The 20,087-nt window shown below is 66.0% G+C and carries 17 protein-coding genes; 15 read left to right on the top strand and 2 right to left on the bottom strand.

Features of this window, described 5'->3' with window-relative positions; translation table 11 throughout:
• Positions 1 to 9: 9 nt before the first annotated feature.
• Both groL and AC59GX_RS07760 read left to right on the top strand, forming a co-directional pair.
• Complete coding sequence (gene groL, locus AC59GX_RS07765; RefSeq protein ID WP_056052034.1) at positions 10 to 1,653, top strand: chaperonin GroEL; 1,644 nt, start codon at positions 10 to 12, stop codon at positions 1,651 to 1,653.
• A 205-nt stretch (positions 1,654 to 1,858) separates the two neighbouring features.
• Positions 1,859 to 2,413, top strand: coding sequence for a Uma2 family endonuclease (locus tag AC59GX_RS07760; RefSeq protein ID WP_426279768.1), 555 nt, complete (start codon positions 1,859 to 1,861; stop codon positions 2,411 to 2,413).
• A gap of 4 nt (positions 2,414 to 2,417) precedes the next feature.
• On the opposite strand, the gene AC59GX_RS07755 is transcribed toward AC59GX_RS07760, so the two are convergent.
• A complete protein-coding gene (locus AC59GX_RS07755; protein ID WP_426279766.1) occupies positions 2,418 to 3,290 on the bottom strand; it encodes an alpha/beta hydrolase in 873 nt (290 codons plus the stop codon).
• A gap of 145 nt (positions 3,291 to 3,435) precedes the next feature.
• Here AC59GX_RS07755 and AC59GX_RS07750 point away from each other — a divergent pair, with 145 nt between their 5' ends.
• The 3 genes from AC59GX_RS07750 to AC59GX_RS07740 are packed head-to-tail and all read left to right on the top strand — an operon-like array spanning position 3,436 to position 5,339.
• Positions 3,436 to 4,428 carry a sigma factor-like helix-turn-helix DNA-binding protein gene (locus tag AC59GX_RS07750; protein WP_426279765.1) on the top strand — a complete coding sequence of 331 codons (993 nt, stop codon included), beginning with the start codon at positions 3,436 to 3,438 and terminating at the stop codon, positions 4,426 to 4,428.
• A gap of 31 nt (positions 4,429 to 4,459) precedes the next feature.
• Positions 4,460 to 4,918 carry a hypothetical protein gene (locus AC59GX_RS07745; RefSeq protein ID WP_426279763.1) on the top strand — a complete coding sequence of 153 codons (459 nt, stop codon included), beginning with the start codon at positions 4,460 to 4,462 and terminating at the stop codon, positions 4,916 to 4,918.
• 19 nt (positions 4,919 to 4,937) lie between these two features.
• Positions 4,938 to 5,339, top strand: coding sequence for a winged helix DNA-binding protein (locus AC59GX_RS07740; protein WP_497301425.1), 402 nt, complete (start codon positions 4,938 to 4,940; stop codon positions 5,337 to 5,339).
• Positions 5,340 to 5,403: 64 nt separating this feature from the next.
• Here AC59GX_RS07740 and AC59GX_RS07735 read toward each other — a convergent pair whose 3' ends face one another.
• Positions 5,404 to 7,698, bottom strand: coding sequence for a glycoside hydrolase family 31 protein (locus tag AC59GX_RS07735; protein ID WP_497301423.1), 2,295 nt, complete (start codon positions 7,696 to 7,698; stop codon positions 5,404 to 5,406).
• A 289-nt stretch (positions 7,699 to 7,987) separates the two neighbouring features.
• On the opposite strand from AC59GX_RS07735, the gene AC59GX_RS07730 reads away from it, so the two are divergent.
• The 10 genes from AC59GX_RS07730 (at position 7,988) to AC59GX_RS07685 (ending at position 20,048) form a co-directional block, all read left to right on the top strand.
• Positions 7,988 to 9,388, top strand: a complete 1,401-nt coding sequence (locus AC59GX_RS07730; protein WP_426280386.1) for an FAD/NAD(P)-binding protein — start codon at positions 7,988 to 7,990, stop codon at positions 9,386 to 9,388.
• Positions 9,385 to 10,512, top strand: coding sequence for a Na+/H+ antiporter NhaA (nhaA, locus tag AC59GX_RS07725; RefSeq protein WP_426279757.1), 1,128 nt, complete (start codon positions 9,385 to 9,387; stop codon positions 10,510 to 10,512). The genes AC59GX_RS07730 and nhaA overlap by 4 nt, the downstream gene beginning before the upstream one ends.
• Positions 10,513 to 10,639: 127 nt before the next feature.
• Complete coding sequence (locus tag AC59GX_RS07720; protein ID WP_426279755.1) at positions 10,640 to 11,488, top strand: TorF family putative porin; 849 nt, start codon at positions 10,640 to 10,642, stop codon at positions 11,486 to 11,488.
• Positions 11,489 to 11,603: 115 nt separating this feature from the next.
• Positions 11,604 to 11,693: a K(+)-transporting ATPase subunit F gene (kdpF, locus tag AC59GX_RS07715; protein WP_055875324.1), complete on the top strand. Its 90-nt coding sequence runs from the start codon at positions 11,604 to 11,606 to the stop codon at positions 11,691 to 11,693.
• A gap of 12 nt (positions 11,694 to 11,705) precedes the next feature.
• The gene (gene kdpA / locus AC59GX_RS07710; protein ID WP_426279753.1) at positions 11,706 to 13,409 is read left to right on the top strand and encodes a potassium-transporting ATPase subunit KdpA; all 1,704 of its coding nucleotides are present in this window, start codon (positions 11,706 to 11,708) and stop codon (positions 13,407 to 13,409) included.
• 14 nt (positions 13,410 to 13,423) lie between these two features.
• Entirely contained in the window at positions 13,424 to 15,454 is a 2,031-nt protein-coding gene (gene kdpB, locus AC59GX_RS07705) for a potassium-transporting ATPase subunit KdpB (protein ID WP_426279752.1), read from the top strand.
• Between the two features lie 274 nt (positions 15,455 to 15,728).
• A complete protein-coding gene (gene kdpC, locus AC59GX_RS07700) occupies positions 15,729 to 16,304 on the top strand; it encodes a potassium-transporting ATPase subunit KdpC (protein WP_426279751.1) in 576 nt (191 codons plus the stop codon).
• Complete coding sequence (locus AC59GX_RS07695) at positions 16,301 to 18,961, top strand: DUF4118 domain-containing protein (RefSeq protein ID WP_426279750.1); 2,661 nt, start codon at positions 16,301 to 16,303, stop codon at positions 18,959 to 18,961. Before kdpC ends, AC59GX_RS07695 begins: the two co-directional genes overlap by 4 nt.
• Positions 18,958 to 19,647 carry a response regulator transcription factor gene (locus AC59GX_RS07690; RefSeq protein WP_426279749.1) on the top strand — a complete coding sequence of 230 codons (690 nt, stop codon included), beginning with the start codon at positions 18,958 to 18,960 and terminating at the stop codon, positions 19,645 to 19,647. Before AC59GX_RS07695 ends, AC59GX_RS07690 begins: the two co-directional genes overlap by 4 nt.
• Before the next feature lie 158 nt (positions 19,648 to 19,805).
• Positions 19,806 to 20,048: a hypothetical protein gene (locus AC59GX_RS07685; RefSeq protein ID WP_426279748.1), complete on the top strand. Its 243-nt coding sequence runs from the start codon at positions 19,806 to 19,808 to the stop codon at positions 20,046 to 20,048.
• Positions 20,049 to 20,087 lie beyond the last annotated feature (39 nt).

The following is a 20,087-nucleotide window of genomic DNA, read 5'->3' as shown; positions in this document are numbered from 1 at the left end:
GCAGCTAGCATGGCTTCCAAAGACGTAAAATTCGGTCGTGACGCGCGTGAGCGCATCCTCCGCGGCGTCGATATCCTCGCCGACGCAGTCAAGGTGACCTTGGGCCCCAAGGGCCGCAACGTCGTCATCGACAAGAGCTTCGGCGCACCGCGCATCACCAAGGACGGCGTCACCGTCGCCAAGGAGATCGAGCTCAAGGACAAGTTCGAGAACATGGGTGCGCAGATGCTGCGCGAAGTGGCCTCGAAGACCAACGACATCGCCGGTGACGGCACGACCACCGCGACGGTTCTGGCGCAGGCCATCGTTCGCGAGGGCATGAAGTCGGTCGCAGCGGGCATGAACCCGATGGATCTGAAGCGCGGCATCGATCTCGCCGTCATCAAGGTCGTCGAGGACGTCAAGGCGCGTTCGAAGCCGGTTTCGGGTTCGAAGGAAGTGGCGCAGGTCGGCATCATCTCGGCAAACGGCGACCGTGAAGTCGGCGAGAAGATCGCCGAAGCCATGGAGAAGGTCGGCAAGGAAGGCGTGATCACCGTCGAGGAAGCGAAGGGTCTCGAATTCGAGCTCGACGTCGTCGAGGGCATGCAGTTCGACCGCGGCTATCTGTCGCCGTACTTCATCACGAACCCCGAGAAGATGACCGTCGAGCTTCAGGATCCCTACATCCTGATTCACGAGAAGAAGCTGTCGAACCTGCAGGCGATGCTCCCGATCCTGGAAGCCGTCGTCCAGTCGGGTCGTCCGCTCCTGATCATCGCAGAAGACATCGAGGGTGAGGCTCTGGCCACGCTCGTCGTCAACAAGCTGCGCGGCGGCCTGAAGGTCGCAGCGGTCAAGGCACCGGGCTTCGGCGATCGTCGCAAGGCGATGCTCGAGGACATCGCGATCCTGACCAAGGGCGAGATGATCTCGGAAGACCTCGGCATCAAGCTCGAGACCGTCACGCTCGGCATGCTCGGCACCGCCAAGCGCGTCACGATCGATAAGGACAACACCGTCATCGTCGACGGTGCCGGCGATCACGACACGATCAAGGGCCGCACCGAAGCGATCCGCCAGCAGATCGAGAACACGACCAGCGACTACGACAAGGAGAAGCTCCAGGAGCGTCTCGCCAAGCTTGCCGGCGGCGTTGCCGTGATCAAGGTCGGTGGCTCGTCCGAGGTTGAGGTCAAGGAGCGCAAGGACCGCGTCGACGACGCGCTGCACGCAACCCGCGCAGCCGTTGAAGAAGGCATCGTCCCCGGCGGCGGTACGGCTCTGCTGTACGCAACCAAGGCGCTTGATGGCCTCGAGGGTGCGAACGACGACCAGACCCGCGGTATCGATATCGTCCGCAAGTCGCTGACGGCTCTGGTTCGCCAGATCGCGCAGAATGCGGGTCATGACGGTGCGGTGGTTTCGGGCAAGCTGCTCGACGGCAACGACTCGAACATCGGCTTCAACGCCGCGACCGACACGTACGAGAACCTGGTGGAAGCCGGCGTGATCGATCCGACCAAGGTCGTCCGCACCGCGCTGCAGAACGCAGCATCGGTCGCAGGCCTCCTGATCACGACCGAAGCGGCCGTGAGCGAAATGGCCGAAGACAAGCCCGCCATGCCCATGGGCGGCGGCGGCATGGGCGGCATGGGCGGCATGGACTTCTGATCCGCAGGGCGGCCGTAGCCACCCTGGCTACGGACTCGCTCGAGGACGGCCGGCGGGTCGGCGGCGCAAGCCACCGATCCCGTCCGACGAAAGCAGCGGCTTTGCCGCTGCTCGGTTCCAAGCCAAACACACCGACCAAAGCAAAGGGCCGGGGAGCAATCCCCGGCCCTTTGTTTGTCTACCCAACCAGCGTATGTCCCCCGTCATGGCGAGCGACCCGCACTACCGGCTGCTGACAGCCGAGGAATTCCTCCAGATCGATTTCGGCGCCGACATGAAGGCCGAACTCGACAACGGCGTCATCCGCATGATGGCCGGCGGCACACGCGATCATTCACGCGTACAGGTGAACCTGACGGCGTTCGTCCGTTCTGCCCTGCGCGGCTCGGGCTGCACACCCTACGGCTCCGACATGGCAGTCCGGACGCAGGATCGATCGGTGCGCTACCCCGATCTCACCATCGACTGTGGCGCGCCCGGCGACCGGCCCGACGATCTGACCCTGTCCGATCCTCGCGTCATAATCGAGATACTATCCCCCTCGACCCGACACTTCGATCTGACCGTCAAGAGAGACGAATACCGCGCGATCGATTCCGTCGACACGCTCGCCTTCGTCGACGTCGATGCCGAGGCGCTGTCGGTTCACCAGCGGATCGAGGGCGGCTGGATCGAGACGTTGTTCTCGACTTCGCTGGACCTCGTCATTCCCTCGCTCGGCCTTACGATCCCCCACGCCGAAATCTTCGCCCGAGACTGACTCGCTACTTGGTCGCTGCCCCGTCCGTGGCAATCTGGTCCAGCGCACGCCACACCACTGGCGCGATGTGGCTCAAGTCGAAGCTGTGATACGCCTCACCGTCGATCGGCACGACCAACGCCTTGCCACCAGCCGCCGCGCGCAACCGATCCGCCGCGGCGAACGGCACGACCTCGTCCTTGCGACCGTGCATCAGCAGCACCGGCACCGTCACGCGACGAATAGCCGCAACATTGTCGAACGCCGCTGCATATAGGCCACGCTCCAGGCCAGGCACGAACCGCGCGAAAGAGTCGAACGCGCCGAGCGTCACGACTCCGTCGACGCCCGCTCCGGCCGATAGATCCGCGGCCACGTGCAACGCCACTGCGGCGCCGAGTCCGTCGCCAAACAGGAAGTGCTTGCCGTCTGGCACGAGCCGTTGCGCCAAATCCACGAACGCGCGGCCATCCTGGTACAGTCCGCGTTCGTCCGGAACGCCCGGATTGTCGCCATAGCCTCGATACGACGCGACGAGGACGCCTCGGCCGTCACGCGCGAAGGCCTGTGCTGCCTTCGCCGCGATGTCGCGATTGCCCGCACGTCCTGGGACATAGATCAGCACCGCGCCGCCCGGTGTTTCCGGCGGCCAGAACAAGCCGTGCAAATGAACTCCGTCAGCCGCGATTGCTTCGACCAGCCTTGGCGTCCGTCCGGTCCATGTCGGCGTCGTTGCGAGCGGGGCAGGCTGGTACAGCGAACGGCCAACCGGATTGACGCAACCGGCGAGCATCGTGAACAGTATCGCCGCCGCAATCAGGGAAAATCCGCCCCGCCTCAGGCGTTGCCTTTCCTCCACGCGCAGGCCCAGCCTGGCGTTTGCCGCAGCATCGATCATCGCACCCTCTCTATTTGCGGCGATACTAAGATCTGCCCGTCGATTGGGCTCCAGAAATTCTTTCCAATTCAGAGGTTTGTAATTCAGTTTCTTCCGCTCTCACGCGGAAGGTGCAACCGCCATGGGTTCGCGCTACCATCGCGCAATGACCGCAGGACGCATCGATCAGTTGACCGAAGCCCAACGCGCCTGTCTCCGGCTCGTACTAACCCATCATAATTCGAAGGAGATCGCGCTGATCGTCGGCGTGTCGCCGTCAGCGATCGACAAGCGGATCGAGCGTGCGATCCAGATCCTCGGCGTCGGGACGCGGTTCGAGGCGGCGCGTCGCCTGCAGGAGCACGAGCGCGGTGGGGCCGACGACGCCCTGCTCGTTCGCGACCGCCTTCCCTCCTACCCCGACGCCCGTGCCGAGCCAGTATTACCTTCCGACCCGGCCGCCGCATACGAACGGCTACCATCCGAACCACTCGACGTTCCCCCCGGCCCCTCCAAGTCTGCAAGCAGTGATCAGAGCGAGCCGCGGGGGTTTGTTCGCCGCTTCCTCGGGTTGTCCGGTGGCAGCGGATCGACGGGGGGCGCGCGCAATCGGTTTTCGATCGGCGACAGGATATTTCGACTGCTTGCACTCATGGGACTGATCGCTGTCACGTCGATGGCGGTGGTCAATATGGCGATGACGTTGACGACGCTGTTACGATCGAACCGAGAGCAGAACGCTCCTGAGCACGGCACCGCAACGTCGGTGCCCAGGGGAGGAATTTCGATGTTGAGAGAACGCCGCCGCGCTGCCGACAGGGTAGCCAATGACTTTCTCGAGGCAGAGGCCGCGGTCGACAAGGCCGCGATGCTCACCGCCTCGTGCATGGCGACACTGATGCAGCAACGCGTCGCTGCGAACCTGCCGCTCGGCACGGGCGCCGCTGCATTGCAGATGGTCTCGCAGGCGTCGTTCGAGATGGTCGCCGTCCGGCAGCGCTTCATCGAAGCGCACCGTTCGCTGGTCGACGTCCGTACCGAGATCGGTCTCGGCCAGTTCTACGGCTACGGCGATACCGCGGAATGCCCGCCGAACGAAGGCGCGCTGCGGCTTGCAACCGACTTCGACGCCCCGGTCCATCTGGCCGCGGTCGCCTGAACGACCGACTACGGTCCTGCGGAGGTAAGAGTTGGATCGGGTCTGGGTGTTCTACGCGATACAGTTGACCGCATCCGGCTATGCGCTCCTGCGGGGCGGGGCACCGGAGCGGTTGACGGGCCTGGCCCTGTTGCTGGCGGCGCTTTCCACCAGCGTCATCCAGCGCGACATCCCGGTATTGTTCGCCGGGACGGAGGTCGGTGTCATGGTCGTCGACCTGATCCTGCTCGTCGTGATGATGGTGATCACGTTGCATGCCGATCGCTTCTGGCCAGCCTGGGTCACCGCGCTCCACGCATTGGGGACGGGGGCTCATCTGGCCAAGGCGATCAGCCCCGACGTCATCCGGCTCGTCTACGCCGTCCTCTCTGCCGTCTGGAGTTATCCCATCGTTCTGCTTCTCGTGATCGGGACGGTCAGGCATTCGCGGCGGATCCAGGCCCAGGGCTGGGATCTCGACTGGAGCCGTCAGGACCGCACGATCCGATAAGCGAATTCGGAAGACGTTTATGACTTACGCACTTGCCATGGCGCCAATCAATATCGCCAAGCGCGCGACGCCGTTCGCCGTATCGGATACCGTTCTGGTCGATATGGCCCGGCGGCTGTACGAACTCCGCAAGGTCCGGGATGCGATGCTCGGCGATGCACTGTTCTCGGAACCTGCCTGGGACATCCTGCTCGACCTGTTCATCTCGGAACACGAGCAGCGCCGGCTGAGCGTCTCGGCGGTCTGCATCGGCGCACGCGCGCCGTCGGCCACCGCGCTACGCTATCTGACGATGTTGCAGGAAGCGGATCTGGTCGAACGCATTCGCGATGCCCGCGACGGCCGCCGATCGCATGTCCAACTCACCGCACTTGGTAGATTGCGCATGGCGAACCTGCTGAGTCGCCTGATCGACGCGTAGCCGGGCAGGAGAACGCGAAGGGCAGGTCGCCTTTAAACAGCCGGAACCTGCCCTTCGCCGGGCCCTAGCGTGCCGCCGCTGGCTGGTGCGGCGTCACGATCTTCACCAGCGGATTGACCGCTTGGCGGGTCGGCAGGGGACCGGACGCGGTCAATGTCTTCGCCGCATCGTTCCAACGAAGAGCAGCGCTAGATCCGCTGCCCTTCTTGTAACCATTGGTCACGCCGTCATCGTCGTACAGCGTGAAGCTCGCGTCACGGCCGGGATAGACCTTGATCGTCTCGAGCGCCTGCTTCGTCGCAGTGCTCGGCACCTGCACGCCCATCGGCACGATGGAACCCGCGCGGACGAACAGCGGGATGCGGTCGATCGGCGCTGCGGCCACGATCGTCTGACCACCGGCATACCGCTGATCGGTCCAATAATCATACCATTCCGACCCGTCCGGGAGGTAGACCTTGCGGTTTGTGGCGCCTTGTTGCGTGACCGGTGCGACCAGGAAGGCCGGACCGAACATATATTCGTCGCCGATCGTCGCGACGGCGGGGTCGTTCGGGAAGTCCATGAACAGCGCGCGCATGAACGGCGCGCCCGTCCTGTAGGTCTGATAGCCGAGCGAATAGAGATACGGGATCAGCGCATATCGCAGCTTCAGGAAGCTCGCGAGCACCGGTTCGGCCGCCGCACCATAATCCCAGATCGCCGTCGCCGGACGCTGGCCGTGAATGCGCAGCGTCGGCGTGAAGCTGTTATACGCGAACCAGCGCGTGAACAGTTCGGGATAGTCGCTGTAGCTCGGTGACATCGCGGTCGCACCCGCCGGATCGAGCAACGGCGCATGCTCCGCCTTCGGCCCGTTCGGGTACTGCCATCCGCCGGTGTCGCTGCTCCAATAGGCCATGCCGGTCGCGGTAAAGCCGAGCCCCGCGGGAACTTGGCGGTGCAGCGTTTCCCAGTTCGCCTGCACGTCCGACGACCAGAACAGCGCGCCGTTCCGCTGCGTCCCAAGATAGGCGGCTCGCGCGAGGATCAGGTTGCGGAAGTCGGGCCGGTCGCGCGCGGACCCTTCCGCGACGCTGTTGGTGTGCACCAGCGGATAGAGATTGTGATACCGGTCGCCCGACCCGATCGAGAAGAAATTGCCGTCCGGCACGAGATCCGGCTCGGTCTCGTCGAGCCAAAACCAGTCGAAGCCCTGGCTCGCGATATTGTCGCGGATCCGGTCCCAGAACCAGCCGCGCGCATCCGGGTTGGTCGAATCGAGCAGCGCGCCGGCGCGGTCCGAACGGATAGGCAGGCCGTCCACCACGCCGCCGTCCTTGTCCTTCAGCAGCCACCCCTTGGTGCCCAGGAAATTGAAATAGCGCGATTCCTTCTCGAACCGCGGCCACACGCTGATGATCGAATGCATCCCCATGTTCTTCAGCGTGGCGTTCATGCCCTTGGGATCGGGGAAATAGGTGCGGTCGATGTCGAGTTGGCCCATTCGCGTCCAGTAGAACCAGTCGAACACCATCACGTCGAGCGGAAGGCCGCGCTTCCGGTAGCCGTTGGCGACACCGAGCAGTTCGGCCTGCGTCTCGTAGCGTGCCTTGGACTGGATCAGCCCGAATGCGGCCTTTGGCGGCAGCGGCGTCGCGCCGGTCAGCTTGGCATAACCGGCGTACAATTCGTCGGTGGTGTTGCCGGTGATGACGAAGAACGACACGCGCTCGCCGACGTTCGACTGCCAGTGCGTCGAGTTCGACAGGCCGGGGGAGACGGTGGTCGCCGATGGGTTGTCCCAGACGATGCCGTAGCCCTTGTTGGTGACCATGAACGGCACGCACACCGTTTCGCCCGCAGGCGCGTCGTAGTTGTGGCGGCAATCGATCGTCCGCCCCTTGAGATCGAGCACGCCTTCCTGGTTCTGGCCGAGGCCGTAATAATGCTCGTTCGGCTGCACCGCGAAGCTCGCGCCGACGCGGAACGTCTTCTCGCCGTTGACGGTCTGCGGCGACATCTCCCAGCCGGTCATCTCGGCGATCGTCGATCCATCGGGCTTGCGCACGGCGATCGATACGGGCGGCAACGACGGCGCGAAGTACCGTTCCATCTGCGACGGCGCCTTGGGCCAGGGCTGTGCCTTGACGGTCAGCGCCATCGCGCTGGAGGCGAACACGTCGCCGCTTGCGTCGGTGCGGTGCGTCCAGCCGGTCGCGTCCGCCTTGGTGTTGGGGCCTTCGCCTGGTGGCGCATCGGCAAGCGCGCGGTCGAGCGAGATCGTCACGCGGACGATGTTCGGCGCATAGGGTTCGATCGCGACGAGGCTTCCGTTGCGGTCGAGCGTCGCGAGCGGATCGGCCTTTGCATGCGTCATGATTGCCGACGTCAGGCACGTGCCAATCAACAGGAGGCGCGCGGCACAAGGGAGGGTCGGCATAGTATCGTATCTTCCGTAAGCTCAGGCCGCGCTGGCGCCGTGTTCACCCGCAAGCATGCTCGGCTTGCAGTCGGAATGCCAGATATCACGTGGTCGTAAATCGGCTCGGGATGCGCGAACGGACAGGGGGCAATGTGACGGGTTCGGAAGTGGCGATGTCGCTCGGGGGTAGGCTAGTCGCTGCCGATCAGGCATGGCGTCTGCGTCTAACGAGGTGAGCGAGCAGATGGACGACCGAGCGACGATGCCGCGTATTGCGGGGCCCGAGGATCATGTCGTCGTCGTCGGGGGCGGGTTTTCGGGCGCGCTGTTCGCAGTCAATCTGATGCGCCACGAGGGGCCGCGCGTGACGTTGATCGAGAGGCGAGACCGGCAGCTTGCGCGCGGTGTCGCGTATAGTGCGGCGCATCCCGATCACCTGCTCAACGTCCGCGCGGGGAACATGAGCGCGCTGCCCGACGATCCCGACCACTTTGTCCGCTGGCTGGAGGCGCACGGCAAGGGCGACCGCAAGACCTTCGTCCCGCGCACGACGTATGGCGCGTATCTGCGCGAACTGCTCGACGCCGCGATCGCGGAGTCGGACGGCCGGCTGGTGCATGTCGAGGGTGAGGTCTGCGCGATCGATCCGGTCGAAGGCGAAGGCGACGGCGTGACGCTGACGATGGCGGACGGGCGCAAGATCGCCGCCGATACCGCGGTGCTCGCGCTCGGTAACCTGCCCCCGCACACGCCGCCGGGGTTGAAGCCGGACGCGCTGCCGGCTGGTGTCTATTACGCGGACCCGTGGGCGGCCAATCTCGCCGAGGGGCTGGGCGCGGACGATACCGTCGTGCTGGTCGGAACAGGGCTGACCGCGATCGACGCGGCGTTGCTGCTCGATGCGCAGGGGTTCGCCGGAAACATCCTGGCGATGTCGCGACGCGGATTGTCGCCACGGCGGCATGTCGATGGCGCGCCGGCGCACCGCGGTGTCTCAGACAAACCCCAGGGCGGGCTGACTGACCTCGTCCGCCATGTTCGTGCACGTGCCGCCGAAGAGGGCTGGCGCTGCGCCGTCGACGAGCTTCGTCCGGTCACGCAGATGCTGTGGTCGGCAGCGTCGCAGGAGGTGCGCGGACGCTTCCTTCGCCATCTACGCCCGTATTGGGACGTCCACCGCCACCGACTCGCACCGGCCGTTGCGGACCGTGTCGAGGCGCTCGTTGCGACCGGGCGGCTGACCTTCGCGGCGGGTAAGATCGTGTCCGCCGAAGCTGACGGTACGCAGGCAAGGTTGACGTGGCGACCACGGGGCGAGACTGATCCGGTCGTCACGCGCGCGGCGCGGATCGTCAATTGCACGGGGCCGCAGGGCGACCTGCTGCGCTCGGAGGAGCCGCTCGTGAAGCACCTGCTCGGAGCGGGTGCGATCCGGCCCGACCCGCTCAGGCTCGGCGTCGACGTCGATGCCCAGTCGCGCGCGATCCGCGCCGACGGGACCCCCGATGACCGGATCCACTGCATCGGGCCGATGACTCGCGGCGGGCTGTGGGAGGTGGTCGCGGTGCCCGATATCCGCGTCCAGAGCTGGGATCTCGCGCGCCGCCTGTCCAACGCGCAATGGGTCGGCGGCGAAGGTCTTTGACCGCGATCCGGCGCTTTTTCTCGAGTGATGCGGCGGGCGCCATCGTGCTGCTCGCGGCGGCGATAGCGGCACTGTTCGTCGCAAATTCACCGCTCGCGCCAACGTACTTCGCGACACTGCACCACGCAGTCGGCGGGATGAGCGTCCACCACTGGATCGACGACGGCGCGATGGCGCTGTTCTTCCTGCTGATCGGGTTGGAGGTGAAGAGCGAGTTCGTCTCGGGGCATCTCTCGACCTGGGGCGAGCGCATCATGCCCGGTGCGGCGGCGCTCGCGGGCATGGCGGTGCCGGCGGCCCTCTATGTGCTCGTCAATATGGGAACGCCCGACAATCTGCGCGGCTGGGCTATCCCGGCGGCGACCGACATCGCGTTCGCGCTCGGCATCCTTGCCCTGCTCGGATCGCGCGTCCCGACCTCTTTGAAAGTGTTGTTGACGGCGATCGCGGTGATCGACGACCTGCTCGCGATCCTCGTCATCGCGCTGTTCTACACCGGCCATATAGCGCTGTTGCCGTTGCTTGCGGCAGGCGCCGGGCTCGGCGTGCTCGTCATTCTGAACCTGTCGGGCGTGCGGTCGCTGGTGCTGTACCTGCTGATCGGCGTCGGGATTTGGTATGGTGTCTTGCTGTCGGGTGTCCATGCGACGCTCGCGGGTGTGGCGATCGCGTTGACGATCCCGCTGCGGACCGGGGACGGCGAGCCGCCGCTGAAGCGTCTCGAACACGCGCTCCAGCCCTGGTCGAGTTTCCTGATCGTGCCGGCGTTCGGGTTCGCCAATGCGGGCATCGCGTTCGGCGGGATGGTGGCGGCGGACGTGATCGCGCCGCTGCCGGTCGGGATCATGCTGGGGCTGTTCCTCGGCAAGCAGATCGGCATCTTCGCGACGATCCGCGGTCTCGTGACGTTCCGGCTGGCCGAGGCGCCCAAGAACGCGAGCTGGACACAGGTCTACGGCATGGCGGTGTTGTGCGGGATCGGCTTCACGATGAGCCTGTTCATCGGCGGGCTCGCCTTCGCCGGCGCGCCGCACGCGATGGACGCGGTAAAGGTCGGGGTGTTCGCGGGCTCGATCCTGTCGGGCGTCGCTGGCTGGCTGATCCTTCGCCGCACCGCACAATAATTCGACAATACTACGTGAAACATATGCTTCGCCCCGGCAATCGATCTCGAATTGCTACGTCGCTAGAGCCTAATTGCCAGTCCTCGCGAACCGCCATCCTTTCGGCGGCCCGCGCATGGGGACCACAATGCACATTCTTCGTTTCGTCGCCGCCACCGGACTTCTCGCCGGTATCGCCACGCCCGCGTTCGCGCAGGACACCGCGCCGCCTTCTCCCGTGACCGTCAGCGGTTCGGTGACGCTCGCGACCGATTATCGCCTGCGCGGCGTGTCGCAGTCGGACAAGGACGGCGCGATCCAGGGCGGGCTGACGATCGCACACGAGAGCGGTATCTACGTCGGCGCATGGGGCTCGAACCTGTCCGGCTGGGGCACGTTCGGCGGCTCGAACATGGAGCTCGACCTGATCGGCGGCTACAAGCACAAGCTCGCGAACAATGCGACGATCGACGTCGGCTTGACCTGGTACATGTATCCGGGCGGCGCCTCGAAGACCGACTATGCCGAGCCCTATGTGAAGCTCAGCGGCACGACCGGTCCTGCGACGCTGACCGCGAGCGCTTTCTATGCGCCGAAGCAGCAGGCGCTCGGCAAATGGTATCGCACCGGCGCCGATGCTGCGGCGGGAGTCTACACCGACGCGGGCGACAAGGAGGACAACCTCTACCTCACCGGCGACGGCGCGTTCGCGATCGCAGGGACGCCGATCACCGCCAAGGCGCATATCGGCCATAGCTGGGGCAATGATGGGCTCGGCCCCAACGCGACCAGCGCGGCGCCGACGGGTGATTACTGGGATTGGTCGCTCGGTGCGGACACTACGTATAAAAATCTGACGCTGAACGTGAGCTATGTCGACACAGACATCACGCGTCGCAGTGCTGCGTATCTCCAGCCGAGCTTCTCCCGCGGCCAGGACGGAACCGGATCGATCGCCGACGGCACCGTGGTTGCCTCGCTCACCGCAGCCTTCTGAAAGGAACCCAGCCATGCAGGACCTTCTCTGGATAGCCATCATGATCGGACTGGTGGCGGCGACGCTCGCCTATGTCCGCCTGTGCGACAACGCCTGAGCCCATGAGGACACAATCATGACCCTCGACCTCTGGCTCGCCGCGATCGTCGCGCTCGGGCTGCTTTTCTATCTCGTGGCGGTGCTGATCCGTCCCGAACGCTTTTAGGAGCGCGTCATCATGACATTCGAAGGATGGATCCTCATCCTGGGCTTCGTCGGCATCCTGCTGGCGTTGACCAAACCGGTTGGTATGTGGCTGTTCGCCTTGTACGAAGGCCGTCGCACGCCGATCCACGCCATCCTCGGCCCCGTCGAGACCGGCTTCTACAAGCTCAGCGGCATCGACCCGAAGGCGGAGCAAGGCTGGCGCCGCTACGCCCTCCACATGATCATGTTCAACGCGATGCTGATGGCGCTGACCTACGCGGTGTTGCGTCTGCAGGGCGTGCTGCCCGGCAATCCGCAGGGTCTCGCAGGGCTCAGCCCGCATCTCGCGTTCAACACCGCGATCAGCTTCACGACGAACACCAACTGGCAGAGCTATGCCGGTGAGACGACCATGTCGAACTTCAGCCAGATGTTCGGGCTGACGATCCACAACTTCCTGTCGGCGGCGACCGGCATCGCGCTGGCGTTCGCGCTGTTCCGCGGGTTCGCGCGGCGCTCGAGTGCGACGATCGGCAATTTCTGGGCCGATATGACGCGCGTCACGCTCTACGTGCTGCTGCCGATCTGCGTCGTCGTGACGCTCTTCTACATCGCCAGCGGCGTACCGCAGACGATGGCCGGTACGGTCGACATCACCACGCTCGAAGGGCTCAAGCAGACGCTGACGCTCGGGCCGGTGGCGAGCCAGGAAGCGATCAAGATGCTCGGCACCAATGGTGGCGGCTTCTTCAACGCGAACTCGGCGCATCCGTTCGAGAACCCGACCGCGCTTGTCAACCTCGTGCAGATGCTGTCGATCTTCCTGATCGGTTTCGGTCTCACCTGGACCTTCGGCAAGGCCGTCGGCAACACCAAGCAGGGCTGGGCGATCCTCTCGGCCATGCTCGTGCTGTTCCTCGCCGGCGTCACGATCACCTATTGGCAGGAAGCCGCGGGCAACCCGATCCTGCACAACATGGGCGTTGCGGGCGGCAACATGGAAGGCAAGGAGGTCCGCTTCGGGATCGCCGCGTCCGCCTTGTTCTCCGTCGTCACCACCGCCGCCTCGTGCGGCGCGGTCAACGGCATGCATGACAGCTTCACCGCGCTGGGCGGCATGATCCCGCTGCTCAACATCCAGCTCGGCGAAGTCGTCATCGGCGGCGTCGGCGCAGGCATCTACGGCTTCCTGCTGTTCGCCATCCTGGCCGTGTTCGTCGCGGGCCTGATGGTCGGCCGCACGCCCGAATATGTCGGCAAGAAGATCGAGGCGCGCGAAGTGAAGCTGGCGGTGCTGGCGATCGCCATCCTGCCGCTCGTCATCCTCGGCTTCACCGCGCTCAGCGCCGTGCTGCCGGACGGGCTCGCGGGGCCGCTCAACAAGGGGCCACACGGGTTCAGCGAGATCCTCTACGCCTTCACCAGCGCGGTCGGGAACAACGGCTCCGCGTTCGCCGGACTTACCGCCAACACGCCTTATTACAACGGCTTGCTTGGGGTCGCGATGTGGCTCGGCCGCTTCTTCATCATCGTGCCGATGCTCGCAATCGCCGGTGGTCTCGCGGCCAAGAAATACACGCCGGAAAGCGCAGGCTCGTTCCCGACGACGGGCGCGCTGTGGGTCGGCCTGCTGGTCGGGATCATCCTGATCGTCGGTGGCCTGACCTTCCTGCCGAGCCTCGCGCTCGGTCCTATCGCCGATCATCTCGCGATGATCAGCGGCAAAACCTTCTGACGGGACAAGCCAAAATGGCACGCACCCCTACCAAGTCGCTGTTTACTGCCGACTTGATCGTTCCCGCGATCGGCGACGCTTTCCGCAAGCTCGATCCGCGGCAGTTGATCCGCAACCCGGTGATGTTCGTCACCGCGGTCGTTGCCACGCTGTTGACGATCCTCGTCAATGTCGGCGGCGACGGGCTCTCGGTCGGCTTCAAGATACAGCTGGTGATCTGGCTGTGGCTGACGGTGTTGTTCGGCACCTTCGCCGAAGCGCTCGCCGAAGGCCGCGGCAAGGCGCAGGCCGCGTCATTGCGCGCGACCAAGGCCGAACTGACCGCCCGCCGCATGAAGGGCGACCAGGTCGAGTCCGTCCCCGCCAGCATGCTCCGCGCGGGCGACATCGTCCTGGTCACAATGGGCGACCTGATCCCGGCGGATGGCGAAGTCGTCTGGGGCGTCGCCTCGGTCAACGAAGCCGCGATCACCGGCGAAAGCGCGCCGGTAATCCGCGAGGCGGGCGGGGATCGCTCGGCGGTGACCGCGGGCACGCGCGTCATCTCCGACGAGATCCGCGTGAAGGTCACCGCCAATCCCGGCGAAGGCTTTCTCGACCGCATGATCGCACTCGTCGAGGGCGCCGAGCGGCAGAAGACGCCGAACGAGATCGCGCTGACGTTGCTGCTTGTCGGGCTGACGATCATCTTCCTGATCGCGGTCGGCACGATCCCTGGTTTCGCAAGCTATGCGGGCGGCCGCGTGCCGGTCGCGATCCTGGCGGCGCTGCTGATCACGCTGATCCCGACGACGATCGCGGCGCTGCTGTCGGCGATCGGGATCGCGGGGATGGATCGGCTGGTGCGCTTCAACGTGCTGGCGAAGTCGGGCCGCGCGGTCGAGGCGGCGGGCGATATCGACGTCCTGCTGCTCGACAAGACCGGCACGATCACGATCGGCGATCGCCAGGCGAGCGAGTTCCGCTCGGTCGGCGGCACGCGTGACGAGGATCTGGCCGAGGCGGCGTTGCTCGCCAGCCTCGCCGACGAAACGCCCGAGGGCCGCTCGATCGTCGTCCTCGCGCGCGAGAAGTTCGGCGTGACGACCAGCGAACTGCCGGGGGACGCGGAGGTCATCCCGTTCACCGCGCAGACGCGAATCTCGGGCGTGATCGTCGGGGGCTCGCTGATCCAGAAGGGGGCCGTGGACTCGATCCTGAAGGCCAATCCGGGGGCAGGAGCAACCGCCGCGGCCACCGAACTGCGCCGCATCACCGACGAGATCGCCCGTGCAGGCGGTACGCCGCTGGCGGTCGCACGCGACGGTCGGTTGCTAGGTGCGATCTTCCTCAAGGACGTCGTCAAGGCCGGCATCCGCGAGCGCTTCGGCGAGCTGCGCGCAATGGGCATCCGCACGGTGATGATCACCGGCGACAACCCCCTTACCGCCGCCGCGATCGCCGCCGAAGCAGGGGTCGACGACTTCCTCGCGCAGGCGACGCCCGAGGACAAGCTCGACCTGATCCGCAAGGAACAGCAGGGCGGGCGACTGGTCGCGATGTGCGGCGACGGTACCAACGACGCGCCGGCTTTGGCCCAAGCCGATGTCGGCGTGGCGATGAACACCGGCACGCAAGCCGCGCGCGAGGCGGGCAACATGGTCGACCTCGACAGCGACCCGACCAAGCTGATCGAGATCGTCGGTCTCGGGAAGCAGTTGCTGATGACGCGTGGTGCGCTGACCACCTTCTCGGTGGCGAACGACGTGGCCAAGTATTTCGCGATCATCCCGGCGATGTTCGTCGCGCTCTATCCGGGGTTGGGCGTGCTCAACGTGATGCGGCTGGGTTCGCCGGAAAGCGCGATCCTGTCCGCGATCATCTTCAACGCGATCATCATCCCGATGCTGGTGCCGCTTGCGCTGAAGGGGGTGGCGTACAAGCCGATGGCGGCGGGGCCGCTGCTGGCGCGCAACCTGGCGGTGTATGGCCTGGGTGGCCTGATCGCGCCGTTCGTCGGGATCAAGCTTATCGACCTTCTGGTCGGTGCGCTGGGGCTCGCATGATGATCCAGACCAGTCCGTTGCGCGCACATGCACCCTCGCACCGACCCCCAACACCACCCCGGCGAAGGCCGGGGCCCAGATGGAAAGGTCGCAGTAACGAAGCGCATCCGCAGTTAGCAACGTCACCCAACTGGACCCCGGCCTTCGCCGGGGAGGTGCCAGGTGGCTGGTCGCAAGCTTCGACGTGTGCCCTCACCCCAAAGAATTGTTCACCCGCGAAGGCGGGTGCCCAGACTGTGTCCCTGCCTTCGCGGGGACACATGGAGACGACAGCATGACTTCCGATTTCACCTCCGCGCTCCGTCCGGCGTTCGTCATGACGATCCTGTTCGCGCTGCTGCTCGGGATCGTCTATCCCCTGGCCATGACCGGGATCGGACAGGCCATCTTCCCCGCGCAAGCGAACGGCAGCCTCGTCATGGCCAACGGCAAGGCGATCGGCTCGACCGTCGTCGGCCAAGCCTTCACCACCGATCGCTATTTCCAGACGCGCCCCTCCGCCGCCGGCAAGGGCTATGACGGCCTCGCCTCGTCGGGTTCGAACTACGGCCCGACCAGCCAGGCGCTCGTCGACCGCACCAAGGTCGACGTCGCCAAGCGCCGCGCGGAAGGCGTGACCGGACCGCTGCCGGCCGATCTCGCCACCGCCTCGGGGTCGGGCCTCGACCCCGACCTGTCGCCAGCCTCGGCCTATGCCCAGGTCGCCCGCGTCGCCCGTACCCGCGGCCTTCCTGCCGACAAGGTCCGCGCGCTGGTAACCGCCAACGTCGACGGCCCGCTGTTTGGCATCCTCGGCGAGCCACGCGTGAACGTCTTCGCCCTCAACCGCGCCCTCGACGCAACGCATTGAACGACGACACGCGACCATCCCCCGAGGCCCTTCTGCGACAGGCGTCGCAGGAGGGTCGCGGCCGTCTGAAGATCTTCCTCGGCGCCGCCCCCGGCGTGGGCAAAACCTACGAGATGCTTTCCGAAGGCGCGGAACGTCACCGCGCCGGCGTCGACGTCGTCATCGGCGTGGTCGAGACGCACGGTCGCGTCGAAACCGAAGCGCTCACGCGGGGGCATGAAATCGTCCCACGAAAGGCGATCCCGTACGAAGGCCGCACGCTCGACGAGATGGACCTCGACGCCATCCTCGAACGCGCGCCCACGCTCGTCCTCGTCGACGAACTCGCGCACACGAACGCCCCCGGCAGCCGCCACCCCAAACGCTATCAGGACGTCGAGGAACTGCTCGCGGCCGGCATCGACGTCTATTCGACGATCAACATCCAGCATATCGAGAGCCTCAACGACGTCGTCGCCTCGTTCACGCGCGTCCGCGTCCGCGAGACCGTCCCCGACAGTATCGTCGAGGCCGCCGAGATCGAAGTCGTCGACATCCCGCCCGACGAACTGATCGAGCGGCTGAAGGCGGGGAAGGTCTATCTCCCCCACGAAGCCACCCGCGCCCTCGCGCACTTCTTCTCCAAGTCGAATCTGTCGGCCCTGCGCGAGCTCGCGCTCCGCCGTGCCGCGCAAGCCGTCGATGCGCAGATGCTCGAACACGTCCGCGCATTGGGCGTCGGCGGCACCTGGGCGGGCGGTGAGCGGATCGTCGTCGCGATCAGCGAGTTGCCCGGCGCGCTTGGCCTCGTCCGCGCGACCAAGCGGATCGCCGACGCGATGCACGCGCCGTGGACCGCGGTATATATCGAGACGCCCCGCGCGCAGACTTTCGGCGAGCCCGAGCACCGCCAGCTTGCCGCGGTTTTCAACCTAGCGACGCAACTCGGCGGCGATGTCGCGACTGTCCCGGCGACGTCGGTGGTCGACGGCCTGAAGACGTTCACCACCGAGGCGCGCGCGACGCAGCTGGTCGTCGGCAAGTCCACCCGCTCGCGCTGGTTCGAACTCCGTCACGGCTCGGTCGTCGACCAGATGGTCCGCGAGTCACCGGGGATCGCCGTCCACGTCCTGCCGATGGACCCGCCCACTGCGCCCCGCGGCACGCGCGTGCGGACCGGCGGATGGGGTAGCAAAGCCGGCTACGCCTGGACGACAGCGATGGTCGCGGGCGTTACCGGCGTGGCGAGCGCGCTGTTCCACATCCTCAACCTCGGCAACGTCGCGCTGCTCTATTTGCTGCCGGTGATGGCCGCGGCGAGCCTGTTCGGCCTGCGCACCGGGCTGTTCGCAGGCGTGGTTTCGTCGATCGCGTACAACTTCTTCTTCCTGCCGCCGACCGGCACGCTGACGATCAACAATCCCGAGAACGTGATCTCGATCCTCGTGCTGCTCGGCATCGCGTTCGTGACGAGCCAGCTCACGTCGCGGGTCCGCGCGCAGGCCGACATCGCCGCCGCCAGCGCGCGCACCAACGCCGCGCTTGCCGGGTTCCTCCGCCAACTGACCTCGCTCAACGAGCCGGTCGCGCTGGCCCGCGCGATCTGCGAGGAAATCGGCCGGTTGTTCGGCGTGCGTGCGGTGATCCTCGTCGCGGAGGACCCCGGCCTTGCGGTGCAGGCGGCGAACGGCGCGGACTACCGGCTCGAGACAATGGAGATGGCGGCCGCGCAATGGGCCTATGATACGGGCACGCCGGCAGGTCGTGGGTCGGGCACGCTGGCGGCATCGGAGTGGTTCTTCCAGCCGTTGCGCTCGGGCGAGCGGACGCTGGCGGTGCTCGGCCTTGCGCGTGAGGCGGGTGGCGATCCGGTGCGATCGGACCAGTTGCCGTTGCTGATGAGCCTGGTCGACCAGGCGTCGCTCGTGCTCGAACGCGCGCGGCTGGAGGTCGAGATGCGCGACGTCGATGCGGTGCGCGAGCGCGATCGGTTGCGGCAGGCGTTGCTGTCGTCGGTCAGCCACGACCTGCGCACGCCGCTGACCTCGGTGATGGCGGCGGCGGCGGAATTGCACCGCGGCGTCACGCCCGAGCTGATCGACACGATCGAGACCGAGGCAGCGCGGCTCAATCGCTTCGTCGGCAACCTGCTCGACATGGCGCGCGTGGAAGCGGGCGCGCTCCGGTTGCGGCTTGAACCAACCGATCTCACCGATGCGGTCGCGGGCGCGGTGCATGACACCAAGCGCGTGCTCGAAGGCCATGCGATCGACCTCGACGTCGCGCCCAACCTGCCGCTGGTCCGCGTCGATCCGCAATTGCTCCACCATTGCCTGCTCAACCTGCTCGACAATGCCGGCCGCTATGCCGACCCCGGCACGCCGATCGTGGTACGCGCGGAACACCGCTTCGGAATGCTCCGGCTGTCGGTGATCGACCAGGGACCGGGCCTGCCCCCCGGCCGCGAGAAGGAGGTGTTCGAGACGTTCCGCCGCCTCGAAGGCTCCGACCGCGCGGTCGGCGGCACCGGGCTGGGGCTTGCGATCGTGAAGGCGTTCGCCGAAGCGATGGGCATGACCGTCGAAGCCAGCAACCGCGAAGACCTCACTGGCGCGCAGTTCAGCCTGTGCTTCCCCGTGGCCTTGCTCGTTCGCGACATCGGTGGAGCGAACTTATGAGCACGCAAACGGTCCTGATCGTCGACGACGAACTGCATATCCGGCGGTTGTTGAAGAACACGCTGGAGCGGGCGGGGTACGGCGTCGAGGAAGCGGTCGACGCGCGTGAGGCGCTGCGCATCGCGGGAAGCCGGCCGTTGACCGCAGTGCTGCTCGACCTGGGGTTGCCTGATCGTGACGGGCTGGAACTGGTGCCGCTGCTGAAGAAGCTCGGCGATCCGATCATCCTTGTCGTGTCCGCGCGCGAAGCGACCGACCAGAAGGTCGCGGCGCTCGATCTGGGGGCCGAGGATTATGTGACCAAGCCGTTCGATACGGAGGAACTGCTCGCCCGCCTCCGCGTCGCGCTGCGCGGGCGGGGCGAGGCGACGTCTCGCCCGACGGTCCTGCATGCGCATGGGGTCGAGATTGATTTCGAACACCGCCTCGTCCGGCGCGGCAACGAGGAGGCGCATCTGACGCGGAAGGAGTTCGACGTGCTCTCGGCGTTGGCGGCGCATCCGGGGCGGGTGGTGACGCATCAGCGGATATTGGAGGCAGCGTGGCCGACCGATCATGACCGCCGGATCGAATATCTCCGCATCGTCGTGCGTAACTTGCGGCAGAAGCTGGAGGGGACAGGGGGAGTCGGCACGGTCATCGCGAACGAACTCGGCATCGGGTACCGGCTGTTGGTCGACGCCTGAACCGGGAATATTAGTGTGTTTCCCCGCAGCAGGTCGCCCCTGCCGCGCGAGGTTCCGGCTTTCGCCGGGATGACGGGGTTGCGCACTATGTGAACACTATGGCTCCCTTCGTTATCGATCTCGAACGCTTATGTGAGGGGAAATAGCTGAAGTGTCGCATGACCGACGCCCGCCGCCTCCGCACCGATCTCAGCCTCCGCGCGAGCGGTGTCCTGTCGCTCGCGATCGCCGCCACCGCGATCTACACGCTCGCTCGTCTCCATCAGCAAACCGGCGCACTCGCATTTCTGCTCGCCACGATCGGCTTCCTCTGCGCGAGTGCTGGCGCGATGTTGGTGGTCGTCGGTGGGCATATCCACGACCCGGTTAGGATCAGCGCCCGCTGGCAACGCGCGCGATAGGCTGCGCCCGCGGCGGGACCTGTCGACGCGCGCGCGTGT

The sequence above is a fragment of the Sphingomonas sp. 320_CC genome, from assembly GCF_059691795.1.
Note: the sequence above shows the minus strand (reverse complement) of the source record. Positions and strands in the feature narration are given on the sequence as shown.

Coding starts and splice junctions, on each gene's coding strand:
- AC59GX_RS07685 (WP_426279748.1), top strand. CDS start 19,806: ATGACCGACGCCCGCCGCCTCCGCACCGATCTCAGCCTCCGCGCGAGC.
- AC59GX_RS07720 (WP_426279755.1), top strand. CDS start 10,640: ATGCACATTCTTCGTTTCGTCGCCGCCACCGGACTTCTCGCCGGTATC.
- AC59GX_RS07690 (WP_426279749.1), top strand. CDS start 18,958: ATGAGCACGCAAACGGTCCTGATCGTCGACGACGAACTGCATATCCGG.
- AC59GX_RS07730 (WP_426280386.1), top strand. CDS start 7,988: ATGGACGACCGAGCGACGATGCCGCGTATTGCGGGGCCCGAGGATCAT.
- AC59GX_RS07740 (WP_497301425.1), top strand. CDS start 4,938: ATGACTTACGCACTTGCCATGGCGCCAATCAATATCGCCAAGCGCGCG.
- kdpC (WP_426279751.1), top strand. CDS start 15,729: ATGACTTCCGATTTCACCTCCGCGCTCCGTCCGGCGTTCGTCATGACG.
- AC59GX_RS07755 (WP_426279766.1), bottom strand. CDS start 3,290: ATGATCGATGCTGCGGCAAACGCCAGGCTGGGCCTGCGCGTGGAGGAA.
- kdpB (WP_426279752.1), top strand. CDS start 13,424: ATGGCACGCACCCCTACCAAGTCGCTGTTTACTGCCGACTTGATCGTT.
- groL (WP_056052034.1), top strand. CDS start 10: ATGGCTTCCAAAGACGTAAAATTCGGTCGTGACGCGCGTGAGCGCATC.
- AC59GX_RS07750 (WP_426279765.1), top strand. CDS start 3,436: ATGACCGCAGGACGCATCGATCAGTTGACCGAAGCCCAACGCGCCTGT.
- AC59GX_RS07760 (WP_426279768.1), top strand. CDS start 1,859: ATGGCGAGCGACCCGCACTACCGGCTGCTGACAGCCGAGGAATTCCTC.
- kdpF (WP_055875324.1), top strand. CDS start 11,604: ATGACCCTCGACCTCTGGCTCGCCGCGATCGTCGCGCTCGGGCTGCTT.
- AC59GX_RS07735 (WP_497301423.1), bottom strand. CDS start 7,698: ATGACGCATGCAAAGGCCGATCCGCTCGCGACGCTCGACCGCAACGGA.
- kdpA (WP_426279753.1), top strand. CDS start 11,706: ATGACATTCGAAGGATGGATCCTCATCCTGGGCTTCGTCGGCATCCTG.